General features: G+C 35.5%; 23 protein-coding genes. 11 read left to right on the top strand and 12 right to left on the bottom strand.

Annotated elements, in window-relative coordinates; translation table 11 throughout:
- Positions 1-94 precede the first annotated feature (94 nt).
- From EKH84_RS16040 to EKH84_RS16060, 5 genes are read right to left on the bottom strand one after another with little or no spacing between them, the layout of a single operon-like run.
- Entirely contained in the window at positions 95-1,219 is a 1,125-nt protein-coding gene (locus tag EKH84_RS16040) for an ABC transporter permease (protein WP_127067073.1), read from the bottom strand.
- Positions 1,216-2,583, bottom strand: a complete 1,368-nt coding sequence (locus EKH84_RS16045; RefSeq protein ID WP_127067074.1) for an efflux RND transporter periplasmic adaptor subunit — start codon at positions 2,581-2,583, stop codon at positions 1,216-1,218. Before EKH84_RS16045 ends, EKH84_RS16040 begins: the two co-directional genes overlap by 4 nt.
- Positions 2,584-2,593: 10 nt before the next feature.
- Positions 2,594-3,430 carry a carbohydrate ABC transporter permease gene (locus EKH84_RS16050; protein ID WP_127067075.1) on the bottom strand — a complete coding sequence of 279 codons (837 nt, stop codon included), beginning with the start codon at positions 3,428-3,430 and terminating at the stop codon, positions 2,594-2,596.
- A 9-nt stretch (positions 3,431-3,439) separates the two neighbouring features.
- Positions 3,440-4,285: a carbohydrate ABC transporter permease gene (locus tag EKH84_RS16055; RefSeq protein ID WP_127067076.1), complete on the bottom strand. Its 846-nt coding sequence runs from the start codon at positions 4,283-4,285 to the stop codon at positions 3,440-3,442.
- A gap of 15 nt (positions 4,286-4,300) precedes the next feature.
- Positions 4,301-6,628 carry a hypothetical protein gene (locus EKH84_RS16060; RefSeq protein ID WP_127067077.1) on the bottom strand — a complete coding sequence of 776 codons (2,328 nt, stop codon included), beginning with the start codon at positions 6,626-6,628 and terminating at the stop codon, positions 4,301-4,303.
- Positions 6,629-6,758: 130 nt separating this feature from the next.
- On the opposite strand from EKH84_RS16060, the gene EKH84_RS16065 reads away from it, so the two are divergent.
- Both EKH84_RS16065 and EKH84_RS16070 read left to right on the top strand, forming a co-directional pair.
- Positions 6,759-7,439 (top strand): response regulator transcription factor, encoded by a 681-nt coding sequence (locus EKH84_RS16065; RefSeq protein WP_127067078.1) that lies wholly within the window; start codon positions 6,759-6,761, stop codon positions 7,437-7,439.
- Entirely contained in the window at positions 7,432-8,727 is a 1,296-nt protein-coding gene (locus EKH84_RS16070) for a sensor histidine kinase (RefSeq protein WP_127067079.1), read from the top strand. Before EKH84_RS16065 ends, EKH84_RS16070 begins: the two co-directional genes overlap by 8 nt.
- A gap of 76 nt (positions 8,728-8,803) precedes the next feature.
- On the opposite strand, the gene EKH84_RS16075 is transcribed toward EKH84_RS16070, so the two are convergent.
- From EKH84_RS16075 to EKH84_RS16095, 5 genes are all read right to left on the bottom strand, one after another.
- The gene (locus EKH84_RS16075; RefSeq protein WP_013657645.1) at positions 8,804-9,178 is read right to left on the bottom strand and encodes a RidA family protein; all 375 of its coding nucleotides are present in this window, start codon (positions 9,176-9,178) and stop codon (positions 8,804-8,806) included.
- Positions 9,179-9,304: 126 nt separating this feature from the next.
- Entirely contained in the window at positions 9,305-9,532 is a 228-nt protein-coding gene (locus EKH84_RS16080) for a YgjV family protein (RefSeq protein WP_013657646.1), read from the bottom strand.
- An 80-nt stretch (positions 9,533-9,612) separates the two neighbouring features.
- Complete coding sequence (locus EKH84_RS16085) at positions 9,613-10,584, bottom strand: calcium/sodium antiporter (protein ID WP_127067080.1); 972 nt, start codon at positions 10,582-10,584, stop codon at positions 9,613-9,615.
- Between the two features lie 146 nt (positions 10,585-10,730).
- Positions 10,731-11,723, bottom strand: a complete 993-nt coding sequence (locus EKH84_RS16090) for a diaminopimelate dehydrogenase (RefSeq protein WP_013657648.1) — start codon at positions 11,721-11,723, stop codon at positions 10,731-10,733.
- A 156-nt stretch (positions 11,724-11,879) separates the two neighbouring features.
- Positions 11,880-13,394 (bottom strand): catalase, encoded by a 1,515-nt coding sequence (locus tag EKH84_RS16095; RefSeq protein WP_127067081.1) that lies wholly within the window; start codon positions 13,392-13,394, stop codon positions 11,880-11,882.
- A 404-nt stretch (positions 13,395-13,798) separates the two neighbouring features.
- Between EKH84_RS16095 and EKH84_RS16100 the strand changes: the two genes are divergently transcribed.
- The 9 genes from EKH84_RS16100 to EKH84_RS16135 all read left to right on the top strand — a co-directional run bounded on the left by EKH84_RS16100 (position 13,799) and on the right by EKH84_RS16135 (position 21,898).
- Entirely contained in the window at positions 13,799-14,068 is a 270-nt protein-coding gene (locus EKH84_RS16100) for a TM1266 family iron-only hydrogenase system putative regulator (RefSeq protein WP_013657650.1), read from the top strand.
- A gap of 3 nt (positions 14,069-14,071) precedes the next feature.
- Positions 14,072-15,115, top strand: coding sequence for a [FeFe] hydrogenase H-cluster radical SAM maturase HydE (hydE, locus tag EKH84_RS16105; RefSeq protein WP_127067082.1), 1,044 nt, complete (start codon positions 14,072-14,074; stop codon positions 15,113-15,115).
- Positions 15,116-15,127: 12 nt separating this feature from the next.
- Complete coding sequence (hydG, locus tag EKH84_RS16110; protein ID WP_127067083.1) at positions 15,128-16,546, top strand: [FeFe] hydrogenase H-cluster radical SAM maturase HydG; 1,419 nt, start codon at positions 15,128-15,130, stop codon at positions 16,544-16,546.
- A 79-nt stretch (positions 16,547-16,625) separates the two neighbouring features.
- Positions 16,626-17,816, top strand: a complete 1,191-nt coding sequence (hydF, locus tag EKH84_RS16115; RefSeq protein ID WP_127067084.1) for a [FeFe] hydrogenase H-cluster maturation GTPase HydF — start codon at positions 16,626-16,628, stop codon at positions 17,814-17,816.
- A 49-nt stretch (positions 17,817-17,865) separates the two neighbouring features.
- Positions 17,866-17,988, top strand: coding sequence for a hypothetical protein (locus tag EKH84_RS22655; RefSeq protein ID WP_256372379.1), 123 nt, complete (start codon positions 17,866-17,868; stop codon positions 17,986-17,988).
- A 445-nt stretch (positions 17,989-18,433) separates the two neighbouring features.
- Positions 18,434-19,114 carry an L-serine ammonia-lyase, iron-sulfur-dependent subunit beta gene (gene sdaAB, locus EKH84_RS16120; protein WP_127067085.1) on the top strand — a complete coding sequence of 227 codons (681 nt, stop codon included), beginning with the start codon at positions 18,434-18,436 and terminating at the stop codon, positions 19,112-19,114.
- A complete protein-coding gene (sdaAA, locus tag EKH84_RS16125) occupies positions 19,114-20,001 on the top strand; it encodes an L-serine ammonia-lyase, iron-sulfur-dependent, subunit alpha (RefSeq protein WP_127067086.1) in 888 nt (295 codons plus the stop codon). The genes sdaAB and sdaAA overlap by 1 nt, the downstream gene beginning before the upstream one ends.
- A gap of 41 nt (positions 20,002-20,042) precedes the next feature.
- Positions 20,043-21,074, top strand: coding sequence for a PTS sugar transporter subunit IIC (locus tag EKH84_RS16130; protein ID WP_013657657.1), 1,032 nt, complete (start codon positions 20,043-20,045; stop codon positions 21,072-21,074).
- 215 nt (positions 21,075-21,289) lie between these two features.
- Positions 21,290-21,898, top strand: coding sequence for a TVP38/TMEM64 family protein (locus EKH84_RS16135; protein ID WP_190283362.1), 609 nt, complete (start codon positions 21,290-21,292; stop codon positions 21,896-21,898).
- Between the two features lie 73 nt (positions 21,899-21,971).
- Here the strand turns inward: EKH84_RS16135 and EKH84_RS16140 are convergent, their stop codons facing one another.
- Both EKH84_RS16140 and EKH84_RS16145 read right to left on the bottom strand, forming a co-directional pair.
- Complete coding sequence (locus tag EKH84_RS16140) at positions 21,972-22,535, bottom strand: rhomboid family intramembrane serine protease (protein WP_127067087.1); 564 nt, start codon at positions 22,533-22,535, stop codon at positions 21,972-21,974.
- A 55-nt stretch (positions 22,536-22,590) separates the two neighbouring features.
- Complete coding sequence (locus tag EKH84_RS16145; RefSeq protein ID WP_127067088.1) at positions 22,591-24,060, bottom strand: LexA family protein; 1,470 nt, start codon at positions 24,058-24,060, stop codon at positions 22,591-22,593.
- Between the last annotated feature and the right edge of the window lie 18 nt (positions 24,061-24,078).

The following is a 24,078-nucleotide window of genomic DNA, read 5'->3' on the forward strand; positions in this document are numbered from 1 at the left end:
CTAAACCATTAAAAGCCCCTAATATAGGGGCCTTGAGATGAATAATCCATGAAAGTCCTGTAGCTATAGTTAACTATCGTTTCTTTATGGATAATCAGCTTATTTTTGATTTAGAAAGCACTAAAGCCAGTTTTGAAATGGTATTAGGCAATGAATTCACTTGAAATACAAGCCATTTACACATAGGAAAGCTTAGTACGATTTGCAGTAGATTGATTAACTTAGCACCTTGCTTAATCTGCCAATAAATAGGTTCAAATAATGTTAAACTTATTCGCATGAAACGATGATAGGTTACAAGTTGTTCTTTAAAATGTTTTATATAATAACTGATATCAAAAAGGTTATAAGGTGGTAAAGCTTCACTAGGCAGATATACCCCTCTTAAAAAAAAGAATTGAGTTATTAGGATGAGTATTAAATAGCTGACAATGTGGATGCCTTTCTGCCTTACGTTTAAATGAAGATGCAATAAACATCTATAGCTTGCCATGAAGCAATACAATATTAATATAACCCCAGCAACACTTGTAGCTGCTACTTTTAAGCTTCTTAGAGAAGCTTTTACATCCTCTCCATGCAGTATTTCACTATTCTCCTCGGTTAATCCTAGCGTTAAAAGTGCCTTTTCTTCAATGATCTCACCTGCTACTTGACTTGGTAAAATAACAGCCTTTATCGGTGCCTTTTTTCCTAATGTACTTGTTGCAGGAAAATAAATGACATCCTCTCCTAAGTTAAACCAATAATCCCAAAAGTACTTGTACTTACGATACACACCCACAATCTGATAGACCATACCTTCTATTTCACATACATTTCCCGTCACTTGTATGGAGCCAAAGTACTGCTTTGCAACTTCATCACTAAGTAATATCACATTTCGTCCTTCTCTATCAGCTGCTGCCCCCCAGAAGGCACCATCTACTATCTGAATAGGTTCCATCATAGGAAGATTGCTGGTAGTCCCTCTTCCAACAAGCTCTCTCTCCTTTTTAACCTTTAATGTCACTGACTGCTCATTTAATACAACTGGCTGAAGCTTTTTATAGCTATCGCTTTCACAAAAGCTTGTTACTTCCAGCTTTTCTTTTGGGTAAATTTCTATTCTTCCCTCAGTATAAACTTGGGGTAAGCTTTCAATAAGACCTATTTTCAAACATTGTAAACCAATAAATAGTACTAAACAAAGAAGGCCCCTCTTTTTTATAGTCTTCATTTAAGTGCTACCTCCTGCCCATCTTTTAAATCTCCTAAATGGGAAGTAATGATCCTTTGGTTTTGATCTATCTGAGCTGATATAGCTACTTTGTAGTCTCCTTCTTCTAAAATCGTCACAGGTACTTCTCTTACTTTATAAACCTTTCTACCAATCCCTTCACTTTCCTCTACTACTAATACATAAGCATTGGTATACACCTTTTTAATGGCACTTTGATCCACAATCATCTGATACTCACTAGAACGGTTGGTTATTTCTACACTCACTGTCTTATAAGTAGTAGGCTCTAACTGCATTTGTCTCAAAAGCTGCTCCTCAACTTCTGCTGTTATTACATATTGTCCATTTTCTTCTTTAAACTTTTTCTTATTAATACTAGCTTCGTAACGCATTTGATTAAAAGTAAAACTTACTCTTTGTCCCATTTGTATTTTATTAGCTGTTTCTTCAGATACTTCAAAGCTTAAACCATAGTTAAGTGCTTTAGGAATAACAACTAAAAGCTGCTCCCCAGTTTGAACATACGCTCCCTTTGCTACATTTAAGCGATAAACATATCCTTCCATAGGACTTACTAATGTTTCACTCAAAGAAGACTGACTGATTAGTTGTTGTTTTTGCTTTTTTAAAAATTGCTCTTCTTTTAAATCCTCAAGGCTAAGTGTCACTTCAGCAAGTTGATTTTGTATATCTTGCATACTTTGCTTTAAAGCTGTTTCTATAGCTTTTGCCTCGTCTACTAAGCTTCTTTCTAAAGTAGCTAACTTATTTTTTTCTGCTTCATAGCTACTGATTGCTATAAGACCTTCTTTATGTAGCTCCTCATTCACCTGAACTAATTTTCTCTGCTCTTTAATCTGCTCTTTTAAGTCTATTAACTTGCTACTCGTTTCGTACTGCTCTAGTTCTTTTTGTTTAATCTCATAGCTAATTTCTAGTTGGGCCACTTCCTCTTCTTTACTTGCAATCTGCCTTGCTAATCTTTCATATGCAATTGTAAGTTCTGTTTCTTGGAAGGCCTTATTACTAGCTTCAGTCTCATAATCGCCTTTTTGTACAGTACAAAGAGCTTCTCCTTTTTCTACAAATTCCCCTTCTTGTTTAAAAACCTCTATAACTTGACCACTTATAGAAGGTACCAATATAGCTTGCTGACTTTTTAAACTTTCTTCATTTAATCCTATTTTACCAGTCGCTAAATACTTCACTTCTACAACGCCGCTTTTAACTTGAGCAGTACTTACTACAGGTAATAGATACTCATAAATGCTTCTCGAAATAAATGTACATCCTATTAGTACTGCTAAAAATAGCAGGATTACTTGAATTAGTTTTTGCTTAAGGGATTGTGTTTTCTCCATGACTTTCTCCTTACTTTAAACTAGATATTTTTAAACCGTCTGACAAATCATCTTGGGCATAAATAACTAATAAGAGTGGCAAAACCATATATAAAACACTACATGCAAAACCAATATGTATATTAGACACTGCTAGACTGGATAAATACACAGACAAGGGTAGTTTTTCTCTAGTGCTTATAAAAATCAAAGGCTGCTCTACCATACTCCAATAATCTATAAATAATAAAACTGCTGCTGCAACAATAACTGGCTTACACATAGGTACCAAAATATAACTTAGCACTTGCCTATCATTAGCACCTAATAAACGTCCCTCTTCTATAAAGCTAGCATCTATCCCTTCCATAAATTGCTTTAAGAAAAAAACACCAAAGGTTCCAAAAGCACCTGGTAAAATTAAAGCCTCATTACTATCTAAGAAATGAAGCTTACTTAAAATCATATAGTTAGGTACCAACGTCACTTGAAAAGGCATGAGCATCATAATAATATAAATGAAAAATAAAGTTTCTGAACCCCAAAACTTTAACTTACTAAACCCAAAAGCCGCTAATATGCTTAATAAAAGCTGCAAGGTAACAATAGGCACAACAACCCTTAGTGTATTCCAAAAATAAACTAAATACTGAGGTGTTCGAAATAAAAGGCGATAATACTGATCTAAATTAATATAAAATGGCTTTGGAAACACTCTTTCCCATAAACTTATAGGTTGGCTATAGATTGCCTTAATAAGTGCCTCACCTTTTAAAGAATGAGAAAATAAATAGTATACAGGAAACAAAATGCTTATTAATAGTAGCCCCATGCCTACATAAGTTATTCCTTGCTTTAACCTCTTCATTGCTTCCTCCTATCCATTTTCTCTTATATAACGTTGCTGCCATCTTGCCCCCAAAAAGATGATTATAAAAATCACTGTATATAAAGTAAAAGCGGCAGTCGTTAATAAGTCATAATTTAGTTTAGCAAAATGATTATTCATGAAGTGTTGTAATAAGTAAAGATTCCTATTAGGATAATCTCCTTGAAGTAAGTACACTTCTCTAAAAATTTTAAAGCAGTTAGATAATGAAATAATTATTGTAAAAAAAAGCATGGGTACCAAATAAGGTATTTTAATAAAACTAGCAATCTTAAAAAAGCCCGCTCCATCTAGCTGGGCAGCTTCTTCATATTCTTTTGGCATTGTAAGGAGTGTTCCTATAATAAGCAGTACATTATAGCCAAGATTTTTCCATATAATAAGGCCAATAATAATCCACGGCGCCTTGTCACTTTGAAGCCAATCTAGATGAGTACCTAAAACTGCATTTAAAATACCTTCCTTCGAAAATAAATCTTGCCAAACTAGCATAAGCGACGCTGCTGGTAATGCCATAGGAATAAGTAAAAGTCCCTGTAGCCATTTTCTTTTAGCCAATTGCTTTTCAATTAATAAAGCTATTAGCAAGGATAGGAAACATAAGCTAGGAAGGGCAATGCCTATTATAAATAGAGTATTGCCCATAGCCAAACGATAATTGGCATTATTAAACAAAGTTTTAAAATGTGTTAGTCCTACAAATCGCCTGTCACTTAAGTCCGCTGTAAAGCAGTATACAAAGCTTTTCAAAAAAGGAAGTATATAAAATACTAGTACGCCTGATAAGCTAGGTAATACAAATAATAACCCCTTCCACTTTCTAATCTGCTTCATACTCTAATCCTTTCTTTATTCCTTACTATAAAGTTCTAACTGTGGTTTAAGACGTTCTACTACTTGCTGGGCACTTTCCTTGTTTTCAAAGTATGCCTTGCTACCCTCTACAATAAGATTAATGAGGGTCTCATCCTCTAATACAGCTGTTTTAATTTGCTTCACTTCTTCATAAAAAGCCTGTAATGCTTCCTCATGTCCCCATTCCACAACAAGTATGTCATAGTCATCAACTGAATACATATAAGATGCATTTTTATTAGTGGTTTCTCCTTTAATCCATTTTTCAAAAGCACCTACATGAGTTGGAAAGCCTTCTAAAGTATCTGTCAACTGCACCTTTTCATTTAACATGAATGCCATTATTTCTTCAGTAAGTATCTTATTTTTACTACTTGCATTAAGCCCAATGATACTACTAGGTTTATAAGTACACTCTTCTTCTTGTTGTACTATTTTAAAGCTACCTTCCCCCTTTTGTTTATTAGCCTCATTGCAAATAAGTAAATCTAATATACTGCCTACATCTTCTATAAATACATGACTTTTTCCAAAAGCATATTCAAATATATTCTGTGTATTAATGGTTTCATGTTGATTTTTCATCATAGTATTATATCCTTTGGATACTTCTTCCTGTTGCCCAGAAAAGGTTTTAACAGCTTCTAAAAATTGTATTAATGTTTCTTCTTGTAATTCTCCTTGGGCATTAAACCATTCTTTTTGCATCTGTCCTGCAAATAAATTCATAAGATATTCTGGACCCTGCTTAGGTAATATCATTTCTTTTAAATGTGTTTTTTGATAAACTCCCAGTTCTTCTAGATTATTTACTTCATTAAGTACCTGAGTATCTCCCCATATAGTTGGTACTTTGAACCTAAGTGGAAGTGCATAAAGCTGCTCATCCTTTTGAAAAGGCGCAGTTGCAAATTCAAACATCTGCTCTTTTCCCTTTATTTCACTTAAGTCTGCCAAAACACCTTTTTCCATATAAGTATCTATTGGAAGACCATCTAAGACCATGATATCTGGTCCTTCTCCAGCTAAAATAGCTGTATTAAGTGCTTTAATAGCATCTTCTCTTGTAATCCCCTCTTCTCCAGTTAGGCCTACTTGTACATTAATGCGTACTTCTGGATGTTGTAATTGATAAGCTGTTAATGCTTCTTGCAGTGTTCTATTGGTTTCCAATGTATAAGCATTTAATTCTATAGTAGGCAACGTTGGTGTAGTTTCCGAATAACGATAGAGTTTAATCACATTTTGATATTGATCATTGGTCATCTGCACAATAAAACGTCCCTCTTTTTCTATCGCATTAACTAGGCCATAAGAAGGCAAGCCTAAAGAAAGTCCTGTACTACTCATAAGCTCTTCCCAAATACTTCCCCCTTCAGCAAAGTGTCTAATGCCATTTGTGGTAACAAGGTACATATTATTATTTTCAGCTGGTATTAAAATAGAAATTTCATCTATATTTTCACATGGGACAAAGTGGTCTACTTGACTTGCATTTTCATTATAAGCATCTATTTGTTTATCTATTAAATTAATGGTATAAAGCTTATTGTTAATCTGCGCAATATTCCCATCTGCTTCTGAATACTTTCGAACTTCATTTCCTGTTTTAAGGTCATAGCACTTTTGTCCAGTCATATTGCCAGATACCACCAATTGATTATCCGGTAAAATCACAACATGAGATGGTATGATATAACCTAAGTCTTCTGTTATATTAAGCCTACAAGTTTTAATAGCATCACCTTCAACATAAATAGCATAGGTATATGTATGATTGACTACCTCACTTGTGCCATCCTCATTTGTTATTAGAACCGCTTCTTCTTTAAATTCTGTTCCATCTTCTGGCTGTTCTGCCTGTCCAAGGTTTGCTTCTTCTGTACTCCCTGTGTCACTATTTTCTGCTTTGGTTTCCATATCTCCCGATGCTACATTTTGGTCTTGTTCTTCTAAATTGCCAACAGCAATAAAGTAAGGCTCTCCTTTTTCATTGACAGCCATAGCAGAAATCCAGTTATAAGCATCTTGCTTATTAAAAGCTTCAAGCCAAACTGGTTCTACTTTTCCCCAATTTCCATCTTCTTGTTCCTCAAAAATAACAAAACCTTTTTCTGTTTGTTGATAAATTTGTGGTTTACCTTGATTTGACACTAAAAATGTTATAGCTTCTGGCATAAACCCATCAATATTTACTTCTTCCTCTATGTAGCGTCCCATAGCTACTTCTCCTGTAGTAGCTTCTATTTCTTTATTGCACCCTACTGCTACTAGTAACATCAAGCTATAAATCAGTAAGCTTACTAAACTCTTTTTTAACATCCCTATCTCTCCTTTCTTCTTCACTCTGTACTATATCAAATCAATCTCTAAAAATCCTCAAAGGATTTTAGAGATAATTTAGAGATAATTGTGTTATAATATGAAAAATCACACAATAAGGAGTTGCATGATGAGAATCTTATGCATTGAAGATGATACTGAACTTGCTGAAAGCATTTGCTTTCATTTAAAACATGTAGGCTATAACATCGATTGCTCTGAGGATGGCCTAGAAGGCTTCGAACTAGCGAAAACCAATACATATGATTTAGTTATTTTAGATCGGATGTTACCTAGCTTAGATGGCTTAAGCCTTTTAAAGCGCATTCGCGCTTTAAATCTCCAGCTCCCTGTTATTATGGTCACTGCTTTAGATGGCATAGGCGATCGTGTCGCTGGGCTTAATTCAGGTGCTGATGATTATTTAGTCAAACCTTTTGCCATAGAAGAGCTCATTGCTAGAGTTGGAGCTTTAAGCCGTAGACCTAGTCAAATGATAAATACTGAACAAATCCATTTTGCAGATGTTACCTTAGACTTGCTAGGTCTTTGCTTAACAGGTCCCCTTCGTTCTTGTTCTCTTTCTAAAAAAGAAGGAGATTTAGCTGAGTTCTTTTTAAGACATCCTAGTGAACCTTTAACAAGAGAACTCCTTTTATCTAAGGTATGGGGCCCTGATACAGAGGTAGAAGATGGTAATTTAGATAACTATATTCATTTTTTAAGAAGACGCTTAAAAGCCGTTGGTAGTGAGTTACATATTAAAACGCTACGTTCCATTGGTTATACTTTGGAGGCTACTTATGCTTAAAACACTCCGTACACGTTTAGCTAAGATTTGTATGCTTATTACGGCAACGCTTCTAGCTATGATGTCTTTGATTTCTTTAGGTATTTTAGAAAAGCAATTTAATGCCCAGCAATATACCTTGATTGAAAATCAGTTAAATAGCATCGTTTTTCGTTTACAAACAGAGCGAAGTATTAGTCATACTTTTTTATCTAAATTAGAAGCTACTAATCAGCTTTTAATCAAGATAGAGGATAATGGTATTCCTCTTCTTTTTAAAGGTAATACCCCTTCTATTACGCCTAGAACTCAACTTTTTGCAGAAGCAACTACTCTTGCTGAGACTAACTATCATTTTAGCACCTCTAATTTATTTACCTCGACTTTAGATATTCCCAAAGTCAGTTTTGAGTTTAGAACACCCCAGCATGAACACTATTTAGCTATTATTGGGACCTTTTCTTCTGAAGTTGGGCATTTTCGTTTGATTTTATTAAAAAACATGCAAAGCATGGATCGCTATATTGGGTTTCTACGATGGCTATTTGTAGGGCTTACCATCATTGGCTTTTTATTATTGGGTATTTTTAGCTTTTGGTTTTCAGGGCATGCAACTCGTCCTATTGAACTTGCTCAAAAAAAGCAAACAGACTTTATCGCTGCTGCTTCTCACGAACTACGTTCACCTCTAGCTGTAATTCATACGAATACCTCGGCTTTAGCACTTAACGCTAATCAAGAAACACTTCGTTTTACTACCAGTATTCATAATGAATGTACACGTATGAAGCACCTCATTGATGATCTTCTTTTACTGGCTAATATGGATGCTAAACATTGGTCTATTCAAACTACTCCCACAGAAATAGATACTTTAGTTCTAGATATGTATGAGTGCTTTATACCCCTAAGTAAGCAAAAGAATCTTATTTTTAATGTCATTCTTCCTGATGATTTGGTTCCCACTTTAATGATTGATAACGAACGTATTCGCCAAACCTTAAGTATTTTGTTAGATAACGCTTTTACCTATACACCTGCTGGCAATAAAGTATCTCTCGTATTAAATTATACTCCTCATGCGCTTACTATTTCTGTCATCGATAATGGCCCAGGTATTGCCGAGGAGCATAAACCCTATATATTTGATCGTTTTTACCGAGTCGATACATCAAGGCATGATAAAAACCACTACGGTCTAGGTCTCAGTATTGCTTATGAAATGATGCAGCTTCATCATGGGCAGCTTACACTTCAAGATACTCCTGGTGGTGGTTGTACCTTTAGCTTAATTTTTCCTTTAAAATAATTTTATTTTTACATACAAAAAGAGCAACGACTAAAAGCATTTCTTTTAATCATTGCTCTTTTTATGATAATCTTGCTTATTTACAAGCAATAACTTCTACTTCACAAAGTACATTTTTAGGTAACGTTTTAACAGCTACGCAAGAACGTGCTGGTTTACTTACAAAATATTTAGCATAAACTTCGTTAAAAGCAACAAAGTCTGCCATGTCTGCTAAAAAGCAGGTTGTTTTAATAACTTTATCAAAGCTTGTCCCACTCGCTTCTAAAACAGCTGCTAAATTTTTCATCACTTGCTCTGTTTGAGCTGTAATCTCTTCTCCTACAATTGTCATCGTAGCTGGGTCTAAAGGAATTTGTCCTGAAGTAAATACTAAATCATTCATGCATACTGCTTGAGAGTATGGTCCAATAGCTGCTGGTGCAGCATCTGTATGTGTTGTTTTTAACATGGTGCGCCTCCTGTTTTATTTTATGACTCGATTATATTGCTTTACTGGACTTTCGTCAATATTTTTAATAATGTCTATCTCTTGTTATAACAATTACCTTGTTGCTTCTTTTACGCTCAGATACTTTTATTTGGTATTATAAAGCTTATATAAATGATATAAATTAATGAGGATAATGGCAAGGTTAGCAACTGCTACAGGATATGCACCTACAATAAAGCCATAAATAACAAATAATAAACAACCTACTGTATTAAGCAGACGAAGCTTAATCACATCTGTCATTAAAAGCGAAATGGCAATCATAATAGAAGCTGCATAACCTACCCATTCAATCCATGATGTAGCGGACATATTTTCTTCCTACCTTTCTAGTCTTCCTTAAAATGTCTTCGTAATACTATATGACGCTAAATCATATTATTTGCTGTTTTTTAGTTTCTTATTATAATAAACACCATATAGCAAAGATAACTAAGCACTAATAAGCTTCCTTCTAGCTTGCTAATTTTAACTTTAGTAATAGAGAAAATATAGGTTATGATACTTACGATTAATAGAACTATCATATCCATGAAAACAGCACCATTAACTTCTATAGGGAAAATCACAGAAGAAATGCCTAAAATAAAGAACACATTAAAGATATTAGAACCAATTACGTTGCCTAGGGCAATATCACTTTTACCTTTTCTAGCTGCTATAATGGAAGTCACAAGTTCTGGTAAAGAAGTGCCTACCGCAACAATAGTAAGTCCTACTAATTTTTCGCTCATTCCCCATGTTAGTGCAATTTGACTCGCAGCATCTACAACTAATTGTCCACCCACTATAATCCCAACTAATCCGCCAATGGCAATGAGTATGCTTTTTCCTATTCGAATCTCTTTTTCTACTCCTTTATTATCAGTTATAGAAGCTTCTGCTGTGCTATTTCTGTGGTTCAAAGCAATTTCAATGAGATAATACATATAAATTCCAAAAAGAACTAATAAGATTAAGCCATCCCCTCTAGAAATAGTATTCAAGCTAGTAGATTGAAAAATAGCATCATTAGCTAATATAAGTAAGATAAAGGAGGATAATAAAGCAAAAGGAAATTCTTTAGTGATGATAGATTTTTGCACTTGTAAAGGGGTAATGATCGCTGCAATACCCACTACAATAAGTAAATTAAAAATATTAGAACCTACTACATTACCAATAGCAATATCATTTTGCCCCTTTAAAGCAGAAGTAATACTGACAGCAGCTTCAGGCGCGCTTGTCCCAAAAGCAACTATAGTTAAACCAATAATCAAATTGGGTATTCTTGCTCTAATAGCAATGTCAGATGCACCTTCTACGAAATAATCTGCACCTTTAATAAGTAATATAAATCCTAAAATAAGCCACACATAAATCATAGATATCGTCTCCTTACTAGTTATAGTATTAAATATTATTAGTATTGTTATGCTGTTATATTTTCATTCTAAAATAAAAGCCTTTTAAAGGCTACTCCATCCTCTAAAAAGCTTTTACTCATTTTCTATTTATTTAATAAGTATTATTATAATAAGTTCTTAATTAATTCAGCTGATGAAAGTGGTGAAAGATAAGAAAGTGGTACATCAAATACTGTTTTAGCACCTAATGTGCCTTCCTTGTTCATTCTAACAGCAGCTCTTGCATAAGCTACAAGTGCAGCAGCTGTAAATTCTGGGTTGCTATCTAATTTAAGTGAGAACTCAATGATTTGTTTATGTTCATCGTTAGCACCTGTTACACCACTTCTAAATACGAAACCACCATGTGGCATTTTGCTATGATTAGCACGAAGTTCTTCTTCTGTAATAAAGTGAACAGTTGTATCATAATCAGCGAAGTAGTTTGGCATATTTTTAATATCTGCTTCAATACGTGCACGATCTGCGCCTTCTTCTGCTACTACAAAACATTCTCTTGTATGTTTTTCTCTTGTTGTTAAAGATGGATTATTACCATTTCTAACTGCTTCGATAGCTGAATCTACTGGAATCGTATATTGGATACCGTTTTTAACGCCTTCTACTCTTCTAATAGCGTCTGAGTGTCCTTGACTTACCCCCTTACCCCAGAAAGTATAGTCATTACCTTTTGGTAAAATAGCACCTGACATCATGCGAATCATTGAGAATAAACCTGGATCCCAGCCTACTGAAATGATACTTGTTTTACCAGCTGCTTTTGCTGCTTTTTCTACTGCTGCTTGGTATTCTGGAATTCTTGCATGTGTATCAAAACTATCAATGGTATTGAACATACTTGCCATTTCTGGTCCTTGTACTGGTAAATCTGTTGCTGAACCACCACATAAAATCATCACATCAATGGCTCCTTTATAGCCTTCTAGTTCATCCATATGTACCACCTTTGCTGATGGTGTGGCGATTTTTACAGTTTCTACTGGTCTTCTTGTAAATACTGCAACAAGTTCCATGTCCTCATTTTGTCCAAGCGCCACTTCTACTCCACGGCCAACATTTCCATATCCAACGATACCTACTCTTACTTTCGTACTCATCACAAACCTCCTTAGTTTCCTGCTGTTATTAACTCATTTGTACACTACTCATAACTGAACACTAAATTCTACCCTGTTTAGTAGTATTGATTAGTACTACTAAATTATCTTTGATTTCTTTTCATTTGTCAATATCAAATCACTTCAAAATACAACCTATACTTTCCCTTTAGGCATAGTTGCTGCAACACGCTTTTCTTGTGTCATATCAGCTAACTTTTTAATAGTTTCAAAATCAAGACCTAAGCATTCTGCAATAAGCTGCCCCATTTGATGATCTGCTTTATAAAACAAAGCTGTTTGGCGATATTGCAATGCAGGATCTGCATGTTTTAAGTTGTCGGTCACATTATAAATAAAGTGTGCTTTATCATCACTGGTCATAGCTCTATAAAATTCACCAGGCTGCACAAAATCAGCATCTGTGCTTTCAATAACATGTCTCTTAATTTCTCCTAATACAGGAATAGGCGGTGGTGCTACTTCAGGTGATACCACTACATTAACAAAACTACTAGGAAAATAATTCGGTACATTACCCATATTGCCATTAACCTGCATATTACCATCTCTTTGTGTAGTATATAAACAAGCTTTTGGTTTATTAATAGGAATTTGTGTATTGTTAGCACCTAAACGATAACGATGGGCATCTTCATAAGCCATTAATCTCGTTTGTAAAAGCTTATCTGGTGAAGTCCATATACCTGGTACAAAATGAGCTGGTGCAAAAGCTACTTGCTCTACTTCTGCAAAAAAATTGATGGGGTTTTTATTAAGTACAATCTTACCTAATGGAATAAGTGGATGATCCTCTTCATACCATGTTTTCGTTACGTCAAAAGGATCTACGCGGTAATGGGCAGCTTCTTCTGGTGTCATGATTTGCACGCATACAGTCCACGAAGGATATTCTCCTCTTTCAATAGCGTTAAACAAATCTTGAACGGAATAATCTGGATTCTCACCTGCTATTTTTTCTGCTTCTGCTGCTGTAAAGTTTTTGATACCCTGATTCGTAAGCACATGATATTTTACCCAAACATATTCTCCTTTTTCATTGTACCACATGAAGGTATGGCTACCAAAACCATCCATATGCCTAAATCCCATAGGTGTACCTAGATTAGAAAAAAGCCGCATCACTTGATGCAACGATTCTGGTGTTAAAGAAAGAAAATCCCAAAACATATTAGGGTCCTTTAAATTGGTTTGTGGATTTCTCTTTTGGGTATGAATAAAGTCTGGAAATTTAATACCATCTCTAATAAAGAAAATCGGTGTATTATTACCTACTAAGTCATAGTTACCATCCTCAGTATAAAACTTCATAGCGAAACCTCTAGGATCTCTAGCAGTATCAGCAGATCCCTTTTCACCACCTACTGTAGAAAAACGTATAAAAATATCCGTTCGTTTACCTACTTGATTTAAAAACTTTGCCATAGTGTACTTAGATAAATCATTGGTTACTTCAAAATACCCATGAGCTCCTCCACCTTTAGCATGTACAACCCTTTCTGGAATACGCTCCCTATTAAAATGAGCTAGTTTTTCCTGCAAATAAGCATCTGCCAGTAAATCAAAGCCTACTTTTTTTCCCGTACTTATAGCTGCTTGATCACTTGTAACTGGTATGGATACACTCGTTGTTAATTTATTTTCTTCCATACTGCCTCCTCCATTTTTATAAATAGCCCTCTTATTAGTTTATGAGGCTGAAGTAGTATAATATGATGAAGTAATCATTAAAATTTTCAAAACATATTTAATATTATTTTCTATTATGTTAAAATAAATACAGGTGAGTTACTAAGATTTGTTCTAGTATCGAACCTCTTATTTTAATTATCGTACTGATTGCACAAGGGTTCGTCCCAAGTGGTAAGGCGGAGCATATGGAGACTTTATAGGAGCAAGGCCTTTATAGGTACTACTTCTTCTTTTGCTATCCCTAGGCCTCTTGGCCTAGGGATTTTTCGCTTTTATAACCTCTATTTTGTGTTTTGCTGAGAGGTTCAATCCACATCTTTTCAATTTTTTTATTTCATTTTAATAAGGAAAGGATATGAGAAATGGAAACAAGAATTGCTTTAATTGGAATCATAGTAGAAAATAAAGATTCCGTAGAAAAAATCAATGGCATTTTACATGAGTATGGTGAACATATTGTAGGCCGAATGGGTGTGCCCTATAAACCTAAAAACGTTTCTGTGATTAGTGTCATTATAGATGCTCCTAATAGCGTGATTAGTGCTTTGTCAGGAAAATTGGGGATGATTCCTCATGTCAACGTGAAGACCGTGTATTCAAAAATAAATGAACCTCTAGAAATGCAGGATTAAGTCATGAAGGCCCTTATTGATATCCTTGCCAAAGAGCATCGTTTAAGTAAAGCAGACTACCTTCTCTTACTTACACACCACCAAGATGAAGACCTTTCTTCTTATCTCTTTGAAAAAGCAAGGCAAACCGCTACTCATCTTTTTGGCCATCAAATTTATACCCGAGGCCTTATTGAATTTACTAACTACTGCAAGCAAGATTGTTACTATTGTGGCATTCGACGGAGTAATACTGAGGCTGAGCGCTACAGACTTACTTTAGAAGACATTTTATCTTGCACTGAAATAGGTTATCACTTAGGCTTTCGTACCTTTGTTTTACAAGGTGGTGAAGATGGTCACTTTCAAGATGATACCATTTGTGATATTTTAACAGCTATCAAAAGTCAACATCCTAACTGCGCCATTACACTTTCTATTGGTGAGAAAAGCCGCTTAAGCTATGAACGCTTTTTCAAAGCTGGTGCTGATCGTTACCTACTTCGTCATGAAACAGCTAATCTTGCTCATTATAGCCAACTTCACCCTGCTTCTCAAAGTCTAGAGCAAAGGAAACAATGTCTTTATGACCTAAAAGCTATTGGTTACCAAGTGGGTACCGGATTTATGGTAGGTTCACCTTATCAAACCTTTGATACGCTATGTGAAGACTTACTTTTCATCCAAGACTTTAAACCCCATATGGTAGGCATTGGCCCTTTTATTCCACATCAAGCTACCCCCTTTAAAGACCACTCTGCAGGCACCCTGTCACTTACTTTATTTTTAATTGGCCTTCTTAGACTCATCCTACCCAATGGATTAATCCCAGCTACTACAGCCCTGGGCACCATTGATCCTCAAGGCCGTGAAAAAGGCATTTTAGCCGGCGCTAATGTTGTCATGCCTAACCTTTCTCCGGTTGGCGTTCGTAAGAAATATAGTTTGTATAATAATAAAATATGTACAGGGGAAGAAGCTGCTGAGTGTTGGGCTTGTCTTAATAATCGTTTAAAACAAATCGGCTATAGCCTAGCTGTCAATCGTGGTGACTTCTCTCCTTTATAAAGGAGCGTTAATATGTATAATCCCAAATCTATGACTGCAACTGAATTCATTAATGATGAAGAAATTCTAGAAACCTTAGCTTATGCAGATGCTAACAAAACTAATAAAATCCTTATTAGTAGCATCATTGAAAAAGCTAAAGACTGTAAAGGCTTAAATCACCGTGAAGCCGCACTCCTTTTAGCTTGTGAGCTAGAAGAGGAAAACAAAGAAATTGAAGCTTTAGCTAAACAAATTAAACAACGTTTTTATGGTAATCGTATTGTTATGTTTGCCCCACTTTACCTATCTAATTACTGTGTCAACGGCTGCACCTACTGTCCTTATCATCATAAAAACAAACATATTACTAGAAAAAAATTGACACAAGAAGAAATCAGAGCTGAAGTCATTGCCCTTCAGGACATGGGACATAAACGTCTTGCACTAGAAGCAGGTGAAGACCCTGCCAACAATCCACTAGATTACATCTTAGAAAGCATCAAAACCATTTATAGCATTAAGCATAAAAATGGTGCTATTAGACGTGTCAATGTCAATATTGCTGCCACCACCATAGAAAACTACCATAAATTAAAAGAAGCAGGTATTGGTACTTATATTCTTTTTCAAGAAACTTATCACAAAAAGAATTATGAAGCACTTCATCCTACTGGTCCTAAGCACGACTATGCTTATCATACAGAAGCCATGGACAGAGCTATGGCTGGCGGCATTGATGATGTAGGACTTGGTGTTTTATTTGGTCTTAATAAGTATCGTTATGATTTTGTAGGCCTACTTATGCATGCGGAACATTTAGAAGCAGTGCATGGTGTAGGTCCACATACCATTAGTGTTCCTCGTATTTGTCCTGCAGATGATATTAACCCTGATGAATTCACCAATGCTATTTCTGATGACATCTTTGCTAAAATTGTGGCAGTTATTCGTATTGCTGTGCCTTATACAGGCATGATTATTTCTACTAGAGAATCCCCTAAAACTAGAAAGCGTGTATTAGAATTAGGAATTTCTCAAATTAGTGGTGGTTCTAGCACCAGTGTAGGTGGCTATGTCACTCCTGAAAAGGAAGAAGAAAACTCTGCTCAATTTGAATTAAGTGATACTCGCACATTGGATGAAATTGTAGGTTGGCTCTTAGAGCTTGGCTATATTCCAAGCTTTTGCACAGCTTGCTACAGAGAAGGCCGTACAGGAGATCGTTTTATGAGTCTTGTTAAATCTGGGCAAATTGCTAACTGCTGCGGACCTAATGCTCTTATGACATTGCAAGAATATCTAGAAGATTATGCTTCTCCTACAACTAAGGCAGCTGCAACCTCTATCGTTGAAAGAGAACTTAAAACCATTACCAATCCAAAAGTTCTAGAAAAAGCAGTTAGTCAATTAAAAGCTATTCAAGGTGGAGCTAGGGATTTTAGATTTTAATCATGCATTTTGAAATAGTTTTCATTTTAAACTTGAGTAGCTATAATAAATCACCTATTTCAAGAAAGGAAGTGTAGATATGAGTTTGATGGATACTCCGAGAGCTAATCGTCTTCACATTGGCTTATATGGTAAAAGAAATAGTGGTAAGTCTTCTCTTATTAATGCTTTAACTGGTCAAGAAATTGCTTTAGTTTCTGAAGAAGCAGGTACTACCACTGACCCTGTTTATAAATCTATGGAAATTTATGGTATAGGTCCTTGTGTATTTATTGATACGGCTGGCTTTGATGATATTGGTTCCTTGGGCAAATTGCGTGTTGAAAAGACTAAAGAAGCTACACAAAAGACAGATATTGCCCTTATTGTTTTTACCGATTCTGATTTAGCAGAAGAACTAAAATGGCTTCAGCACTTTAAAGCGCAAGATACGCCTTTTATCCCTATTATTAATAAAGTAGATACGTTAGAAAATAGGGATAGTCTTGCTGCTCAGATAGAAGCTACTTGTGGCATCTCCCCCATTTTAGTCAGTGCTAAAAATAAAGAAGGCATCGATGCCATTCGAACGGCTATCATTCGTCTCTTACCAGAAGACTATGAAGTTAAAAGTATTACAGGACCTCTAGCCGCTCCTGGTGATTTAGTTTTACTTGTAATGCCTCAAGATATTCAAGCCCCTAAAGGCAGACTCATTCTTCCTCAAGTACAAACGCTTCGTGATCTACTAGATAAAAAGTGTTTAGTCATGAGTTGTACCACTGACCAACTAGCTGCTACTTTAAAGGTATTAGCTAAAGCACCTGATTTAATTATTACAGACTCTCAGGTCTTTAAAACTGTTTACGATCAAAAACCAAGTAGCAGTAAATTAACTTCTTTTTCTGTTTTATTCGCTGGTTATAAAGGTGACTTACAAGCTTTTAAAAAAGGTGCCTATGCGATTGATACTCTAACAGAGAACTCTAAAGTACTTATAGCTGAAGCTTGTACACACGCGCCTTTAAGTGAAGACATTGGCAGGGAAAAGCTTCCTCGCTTACTAAGGCAGAAAATAGGCTCCGGCCTTACTATTGATATTACTAGCGGTCCTCATTTTCCTTCTAAACTTGAAGGCTACGACCTCATCATTCACTGCGGCGGCTGTATGTTTAACAGAAAATATGTGCTTTCACGCGTAGCCCAGGCCAAAGCCCTAAATATTCCTATTTCTAACTATGGTGTTGTCATTGCTTACTTATCAGGGATTTTAGAACATATTGATGCATAACTTTATTAATCTAGGAAATAGTAATACTAGAAATAAAGGAGGTATCATAATGACTAACTATTCTATTGCTAATTTATCTGAAGAAGAACTTATAGCCATTAAAGAGGCAGAAGCACTTTTCAAACAAAAAACTGGCAAAACTTATGCCTTGATTGCCTGGGAATCAAAATAATCATTTGATATTCCATCACTTATTTTTATTAACTTTTTCCTAATAAGCAAAAGCATCTCCTCTTGATAAAGACCATGCTTTTGCTTTTTTATTTGAAACAATAGAATGGATTTCTCAATGTCTATGACTTGCTAAAAAAATAACAACTCTTTTCATATCCTTTTTCTGTTTCACCAATTTTCTATATGTAACTTTTTATTTTATTCATTTACCTTTCATATATACCTGGTAATTATTGGAATGTACTTGAAAAACTATACAAACTGTATGTTATGTTTTATAATTTTATTGTAAATAGTTACAACTAATTACAATTTGTGACATACTCGAGTAGTTAATATTTCGAATAATTACTTCGTTATTTTTTTATCATTTCTTATTCTATCTATTAACTATCTCAAGTATTTTAGTCTAAAAAAATCACCACACAGAAGGGATGTTGTACATGGCAAACATTGGAGTATTTGACGTCTTAGGCCCTATTATGATTGGTCCCTCCTCATCGCATACAGCAGGAGCAGCTAGACTTGGAAAGATTGCTAGAACTATCGTTAATAAACCTATTAAAGAGGTCAACTTTTTACTTCACGGCTCTTTTAGCCAAACTTATAAAGGACACGGTACAGACCGTGCACTTGTTGCAGGAATCTTAGGCATGAATCCTGATGATGCTCGCCTTAGAGATTCACTCACTCTCGCAAAGGAAGCAGGCATTAAAATTACTTTTACACCAACGGATTTAGGACAAGTTCACCCGAATACAGTTAAATTCCTTATAACAGATGGGGAAGGCATTCACTGGGAAGTTCTTGGTTCATCTATTGGTGGTGGGCTTGTAGAAATCCACGAAATCAATGGTAATAAAGTTCAAATCACAGGGGAATACCCAACAGTTATCACTTGCCACAATGATATTCCTGGTACAGTTGCTAAAATCTCTGGCTTGTTTTATGAGAAACAAATTAATATTGCTTTTATGAAACTAGTGAGAAGTCAAAAAGGTAAAGGAGCTACTATGACTTTCGAAGTAGATCATAGCATTCCGGAAGATATTATTTCTGAAATTAAAAATGTAGATGGTATTAACCGCGTTATTGTCATTAATCAGCTAGGAGGTGTTTCATAATGAGAATTGCTAAATCAGGAAAAGAACTTATCGAAATCTGTAAAGAAGGACAAATCACTTTAAGCGAATATGCGATTCGTACAGAAATGGAAAGCAAAGAAGTCTCTAGAGAAACTTTAATGACTCAAATGGGTGCTACTTTAGCTGTTATGAGAGAAGGTGCTACACTAGGTCGTGAAAAAGAAGTGTATTCTTTAAGTGGTCTTATTGGTGGTGATGCTTATCGCTTACAACAATACCTTAACTCAGGGAAATCTTTGATGGGTAATGGCATTATTAAAGCCATGGCTATGGCTATTTCTTCTTCGGAAGTGAATGGTTCTATGGGTAAGATTGTAGCTTGTCCTACTGCTGGTTCATGTGGCATTCTTCCCGCTGTTATTTTAACTGCTGGCGAGCAGCTTGGACAAAGTGATGAAGAAATGATTCAAGGTTTATTTGCCGCTTCTGCCATTGGTATGATTATCGGTATGAATGCAACTTTCGCTGGTGCTGAAGGCGGTTGTCAAGCTGAATGTGGTTCTGCTGCTGCTATGGCTGCAGGCGCAGTTGTAGAAATGATGGGTGGCACACCTGAAATGAGCTTAGATGCAGCTGCCATCATTTTTAAAAATGTACTCGGTCTTGTTTGTGATCCAGTTGCTGGCCTAGTGGAAATTCCATGTGCTAAAAGAAATGTATCAGGTGCCATCAATGCCCTTTCAACTGCAGACATGGTCATGGCTGGTGTTAATTCAAAAATTCCTTTTGATGATGCGCTATCAGCAATGTATAAGGTAGGTCTTGGACTTCCTGAAGAATTAAGGGAAACCGCTCTAGGTGGTGTAGCTATTACACCAACAGGTAAAGCCCTTAAAGAAAAAGTATTTGGAAAAACCGATAACTAAAATAACTGATAAAAACTGACAACTAAGCGGAGGCATAATTAATGGATATCTTAATCGGAACAGCTCTATTACTCGCAGTATTAGGACTCTTTACTTTATTTAGCTATAAGGCGCCAAATGGTATGAAAGCTATGGGTGCTCTTGCAAATGCAGCTTGTGCAAGCTTCTTAGTCGAAGCTTTCCATGATGCATTCTTCGGTGGTGTATTAAATATAGAATTTTTACAAGGCGTAGGGGCTGCTAATGGTAGTCTTGGTGGTGTTGCAGCTGGTATTTTAGTACCACTTGCTTTAGGTGTATCACCTGTTTACGCTGTTCTTACTGGACTTGCTTGCTCAGGCTTTGGTATTTTACCAGGCTTCGTGGCAGGTTACCTTATTTCTTATGTGGTTAAATTCCTTGAGAAAAAAGTACCAGCAGGTTTAGACCTTATTGTAATTATTGTGATTGCAGCACCTCTTTCACGTTTAATTGCTACAGGCATGACACCTATTGTGGATAGTACTTTATTAAAAATTGGTGATGTCCTCCTTTCATCAGCAAATGCTAGCCCAATCATCATGGGTATTATCTTAGGGGGTATCTTAACAGTTGTTGCTACTGCACCACTTAGCTCTATGGCCCTTACAGCAATGCTTGGTCTTACAGGTATTCCAATGGCCATCGGTGCGTTAGCCGTATTCGGTTCTTCTTTCATGAACTTTATCTTCTTCAAAAAAATGAAATTTGGAACAAAGAAAGATACGATTGCTGTAGCTATTGAGCCGCTTACTCAGGCCGATCTTATCAGTGCTAACCCTATTCCAGTTTATGCAACTAATTTCATTGGTGGGGCAATGAGTGGTATTATCGTAGCGCTTATGGGACTTACTAATATGACACCAGGCACAGCAACACCTATTGCTGGTTTTGCCGTTATGTTCGCTTATAATCCTCCAATGCAAGTTTTAATTGCTGCTGCTGGATGTATTGCTGTAAGTGTACTTAGTGGTTACATCGGCTACTTTATCTTTAAGAACCATAAAATTAAAACAGCTGCTGAAATCAGGGGAACTGAGGCAACTATTTTATAAAAATAATTGATATTCACATCATCTCCTATTACCAATTAAAAGCTATAGCTTTTTCTAAGTCATCTCGTTTAAGTAACTGATTTCTTAGAAAAGCTATAGCTTTTTATGTACCATTTCTTAACAAATCTTAATACTTTCATGATATTCAATTTAATATTTTTTGGTTATAATATATTTATAATAATAAAAAAAGAAAAAATAGAGAGAGTTATCGTATGAATGAAAAAATTATATCTAAAAAAGTGCTTCGGCTTATATCCGTTCTAGGCATCGTTGCTACTATTCTAGCTATTATTTATGGCTATCAAAAAGGCATCTTTACTTCTACTGATAGACTTCAAGCAGCTGTTAAAGAAGCAGGTATTTGGGGACCTCTTTTATTTATAGGAATTCAAATCGTACAAGTAGTTGTACCTATTATTCCTGGAGGTATTACTTGCGTGGCAGGTGTTGTGATTTTTGGACCTTTAGAAGGTTTCCTCTATAACTACATAGGTATTGTTATTGGTTCCATTATTAACTTTGCCTTAGCCCGCTCTTATGGTCAAACCTTCATCCGCAGTATGGTCTCAGAAAAGCTCTACGAAAAATACATTGGTTGGCTCAGTGAAAGAGAGCGCTTTGACAAGCTTTTCGCCCTAGCCATCTTCTTTCCAGTAGCACCAGATGACTTTTTATGTATGCTAGCAGGCCTTACTAAAATGACTTATAAGAAGTTTACTACCATTATTCTATTGGGTAAACCAGCAGCCTTAATGGCTTATAGCTTTAGCTTAACGGCTGTACTTCAGTTTGTAACACGCTATGTTACAAGATACTTATAGGGTGTAATAAAAGTAAAAAAGTAAGAAAACACCATTCCCTAGCACTTCAATAATGCTAGAGGATGGTGTTTTCTTACTTTTTATTCATTACAAAACCTAAGCCACAACCACAAATACCTCCTATGATATGAGTCAGTTGTGAAATATTATCTTGACTGATAAGGCCATTAATGATTTCATTTCCTATATAAGCTACAGCTACTAAAATAAGTGTTAAAGGAATGCCACCTTGCTTAATATTAGCAAAGGAACTTAAAAGAATCAACATAAAAGCAATACCACTTGCCCCTAACAAGGCGGTATCAAAAAAAATAATATTGATTAAACCCGTTATAAAAGCCGTAAAAACAATCATCCCTAATAGTTTTTTACTTCCATACTTTTCTTCTAGCATAGGACCTACCAAAAGAATGAGCATAAAGTTATTTAAAAAATGCTGCCAATCAGCATGTCCTAAAATATGTGTAAATAAACGTATGTAAGAAAGTGGATTTAGAGGTGAACTCTTATAAACACAAAATAAAAGTTGTGTAGATAAACCTGCTGTTAAGTAACCTAATATAACTGCAAAAAGAGAAAGAAGCGTAAAACTTAAGATGACGGGGGAATTATATTTAATCTTTTTTAAGTAATTCATCATTTCCTCCTATTACTTTTTTATTAGTATAGCACAGGAAAATAATAGCGTCATCTTACAAATTTTTTAATACTCCGATTAGCTTACCCATAGCTCTAAATTCACCATCTTCAATCACAATCGGTCGATATTTAGGATTTTCACTTACTAATAAAATATGCTTTTCTTCCTGAACAATTCGCTTGAGTGTGATGGCTCCATTATAGTAAATTGCAGCAATCTCATGGTCACTCACACTACCTGCTTGGATGACTACATAGTCACCATCATCAATACCTGCCCCAATCATACTATCTCCTTGTACATGCAGCATATAAGTATTCTTTTTATGTCCTGTTAATTCTCCTGGTATTTCAAAGCTGCCACATGTATCATCTACTACTTCAATAGGCATACCAGCTGCAATATCAGAATAAATCGGTAGGCTTTGTACATCTTCTTGCCTCACTTCATCAATATAAGTCTCTCCTGCACTTGTGTCTTGCTTAAAGATGGTTTCAAGGCCTGTTAATTTATTAATATATTTATAAGTTTCCACATACCATGGTAAATGAGATTCTTGAAGGCTATTTAACTGATTGCTCATAAAGATTTCTAATGGCGTAGGTTCTAAAGAAATCTGTTTCTTAGCCTTTACTTTTCCTTTTTGTCTCACTCCTTTTAAGCGCCTTACTCTTCCGGTCATATCATAGCCTAACTTTTTGTAACTAGTTCCTCTCGTAAGCCCCAACATTCTAGAAAACTCAGGCTTAGTAGCTACCAAGAAAAGAACCTCTCCTTTTTGCTCTTTTCTTAATAAACCAAGGAGTTCTAACTGTACCTCGGTTAATAAATGGGCATCATCTACAATCAAATGTACATACTGTCCTTTCAGTCTGCCCTCTTTAAGTGCTATTAAAAGCCTTAAATCTCTTTGACTAGTCGTCATTTTACCTTGTTCTTCTAATTCAACCTCTATATATGTTTTCAGTGCCCATAACGCTTGTCTGGTTTTTCCTTTTTTAGGCCATTTCATTTCACAACCAACGCGATCTGCATCTAAATAGCCCTCTAATGAAGTGTAACCTTTAACATCCATCCATTTCATTTCTTCTTTTAAGAGACGCTTTTCTTTTAAGCATTTTACACGTGGATATTCTTTTTTCACCTGATGAATGGCTTCTTCCAATAACATTTCTGGTATTTCTTCTATATAAATATATGGCTTTTCTTTAAAACATTCCTGAGCTAATTGGGCTAACAAGTCTTCTAATCTATAGATTGTCCCTTGATTTAAATGGCTATCACTTTCAAATAAACTCATATTTTCCATACTTTTAACAGTAGCTAATTGCTGCTTAGCGACTTCATAAGCTTCACTTTTAATTGCAACAAAAAGGAGTTTTTTTCCTATATTTTCTAATAGGTAGAGCATACGTGCAATCCCAATAGTCGTTTTTCCTGCTTGTTCTTCCCCTTTAATGATGCTTTGTCCTATAATAGGATAGTGTGCTATTTTCTTTTGTGAATAAGTTAATTTTTGCATGTCCGCCCTCCTTCTTAT

This window comes from Cellulosilyticum sp. WCF-2, from assembly GCF_003990395.1.
GTDB classification, from domain to species: Bacteria; Bacillota; Clostridia; order Lachnospirales; family Cellulosilyticaceae; genus Cellulosilyticum; species Cellulosilyticum lentocellum.

Excerpts from the sequence above, each read along its gene's own strand:
- EKH84_RS16065 (WP_127067078.1), top strand. The coding sequence starts at position 6,759 with ATGAGAATCTTATGCATTGAAGATGATACTGAACTTGCTGAAAGCATT.
- sdaAB (WP_127067085.1), top strand. The coding sequence starts at position 18,434 with ATGGCAAACATTGGAGTATTTGACGTCTTAGGCCCTATTATGATTGGT.
- EKH84_RS16055 (WP_127067076.1), bottom strand. The coding sequence starts at position 4,285 with ATGAAGCAGATTAGAAAGTGGAAGGGGTTATTATTTGTATTACCTAGC.
- EKH84_RS16075 (WP_013657645.1), bottom strand. The coding sequence starts at position 9,178 with ATGTTAAAAACAACACATACAGATGCTGCACCAGCAGCTATTGGACCA.
- EKH84_RS16050 (WP_127067075.1), bottom strand. The coding sequence starts at position 3,430 with ATGAAGAGGTTAAAGCAAGGAATAACTTATGTAGGCATGGGGCTACTA.
- hydE (WP_127067082.1), top strand. The coding sequence starts at position 14,072 with ATGAAGGCCCTTATTGATATCCTTGCCAAAGAGCATCGTTTAAGTAAA.
- EKH84_RS16045 (WP_127067074.1), bottom strand. The coding sequence starts at position 2,583 with ATGGAGAAAACACAATCCCTTAAGCAAAAACTAATTCAAGTAATCCTG.
- hydF (WP_127067084.1), top strand. The coding sequence starts at position 16,626 with ATGAGTTTGATGGATACTCCGAGAGCTAATCGTCTTCACATTGGCTTA.
- EKH84_RS16040 (WP_127067073.1), bottom strand. The coding sequence starts at position 1,219 with ATGAAGACTATAAAAAAGAGGGGCCTTCTTTGTTTAGTACTATTTATT.
- sdaAA (WP_127067086.1), top strand. The coding sequence starts at position 19,114 with ATGAGAATTGCTAAATCAGGAAAAGAACTTATCGAAATCTGTAAAGAA.
- EKH84_RS16060 (WP_127067077.1), bottom strand. The coding sequence starts at position 6,628 with ATGTTAAAAAAGAGTTTAGTAAGCTTACTGATTTATAGCTTGATGTTA.
- EKH84_RS16090 (WP_013657648.1), bottom strand. The coding sequence starts at position 11,723 with ATGAGTACGAAAGTAAGAGTAGGTATCGTTGGATATGGAAATGTTGGC.
- EKH84_RS16145 (WP_127067088.1), bottom strand. The coding sequence starts at position 24,060 with ATGCAAAAATTAACTTATTCACAAAAGAAAATAGCACACTATCCTATT.
- EKH84_RS16085 (WP_127067080.1), bottom strand. The coding sequence starts at position 10,584 with ATGATTTATGTGTGGCTTATTTTAGGATTTATATTACTTATTAAAGGT.
- EKH84_RS16080 (WP_013657646.1), bottom strand. The coding sequence starts at position 9,532 with ATGTCCGCTACATCATGGATTGAATGGGTAGGTTATGCAGCTTCTATT.
- EKH84_RS22655 (WP_256372379.1), top strand. The coding sequence starts at position 17,866 with ATGACTAACTATTCTATTGCTAATTTATCTGAAGAAGAACTTATAGCC.
- EKH84_RS16130 (WP_013657657.1), top strand. The coding sequence starts at position 20,043 with ATGGATATCTTAATCGGAACAGCTCTATTACTCGCAGTATTAGGACTC.
- EKH84_RS16135 (WP_190283362.1), top strand. The coding sequence starts at position 21,290 with ATGAATGAAAAAATTATATCTAAAAAAGTGCTTCGGCTTATATCCGTT.
- EKH84_RS16140 (WP_127067087.1), bottom strand. The coding sequence starts at position 22,535 with ATGAATTACTTAAAAAAGATTAAATATAATTCCCCCGTCATCTTAAGT.
- EKH84_RS16095 (WP_127067081.1), bottom strand. The coding sequence starts at position 13,394 with ATGGAAGAAAATAAATTAACAACGAGTGTATCCATACCAGTTACAAGT.
- EKH84_RS16100 (WP_013657650.1), top strand. The coding sequence starts at position 13,799 with ATGGAAACAAGAATTGCTTTAATTGGAATCATAGTAGAAAATAAAGAT.
- hydG (WP_127067083.1), top strand. The coding sequence starts at position 15,128 with ATGTATAATCCCAAATCTATGACTGCAACTGAATTCATTAATGATGAA.
- EKH84_RS16070 (WP_127067079.1), top strand. The coding sequence starts at position 7,432 with ATGCTTAAAACACTCCGTACACGTTTAGCTAAGATTTGTATGCTTATT.